Origin of the sequence: Paracraurococcus lichenis (genome assembly GCF_030657435.1) — a bacterium.
In the GTDB taxonomy this organism is placed as follows: Bacteria; Pseudomonadota; Alphaproteobacteria; order Acetobacterales; family Acetobacteraceae; genus Paracraurococcus; species Paracraurococcus lichenis.
In genome coordinates this window covers 1-333 of record NZ_JAUTWS010000553.1, presented here as the reverse complement: position 1 = coordinate 333, position 333 = coordinate 1, and the positions used below count along the sequence as shown (strand labels likewise).

Annotated in this window: 1 protein-coding gene; it reads left to right on the top strand. The window is 66.7% G+C overall.

The genetic code is table 11. From position 1 onward, the window contains the following. A partial coding sequence (locus Q7A36_RS41210; RefSeq protein ID WP_305109541.1) for a DDE-type integrase/transposase/recombinase occupies positions 1-333 on the top strand: 333 nt, incomplete at both ends.

The window sequence follows — 333 nt, the reverse complement described above, 5'->3', positions numbered from 1 at the left end:
CCACAGCCGGATGATGTGGGCCCGCTTCGTTGCCCAGCAGGACCTCGCCACCGTGCTGCGCTGCCATGTCGCTGCCTTCGAGGCCCTCGACGGCGTGCCGGAGCAGATCCTCTACGACCGGATGAAAACCGCTGTCCTCGGCGAGGTGGACGAGCGCGGCATCGTCTACAACGACAAGCTGCTGGCGCTGGCTGCGCACTACGGCTTCATGCCCAAGGCCTGCCGGCCCTACCGGGCCAAGACCAAGGGCAAGGTGGAGAGGCCCTTCCGCTACGTGCGCGAGGACTTCTTCCTCGCCCGCAGCTTCCGCAACCTCGATGACCTGAACGCCCA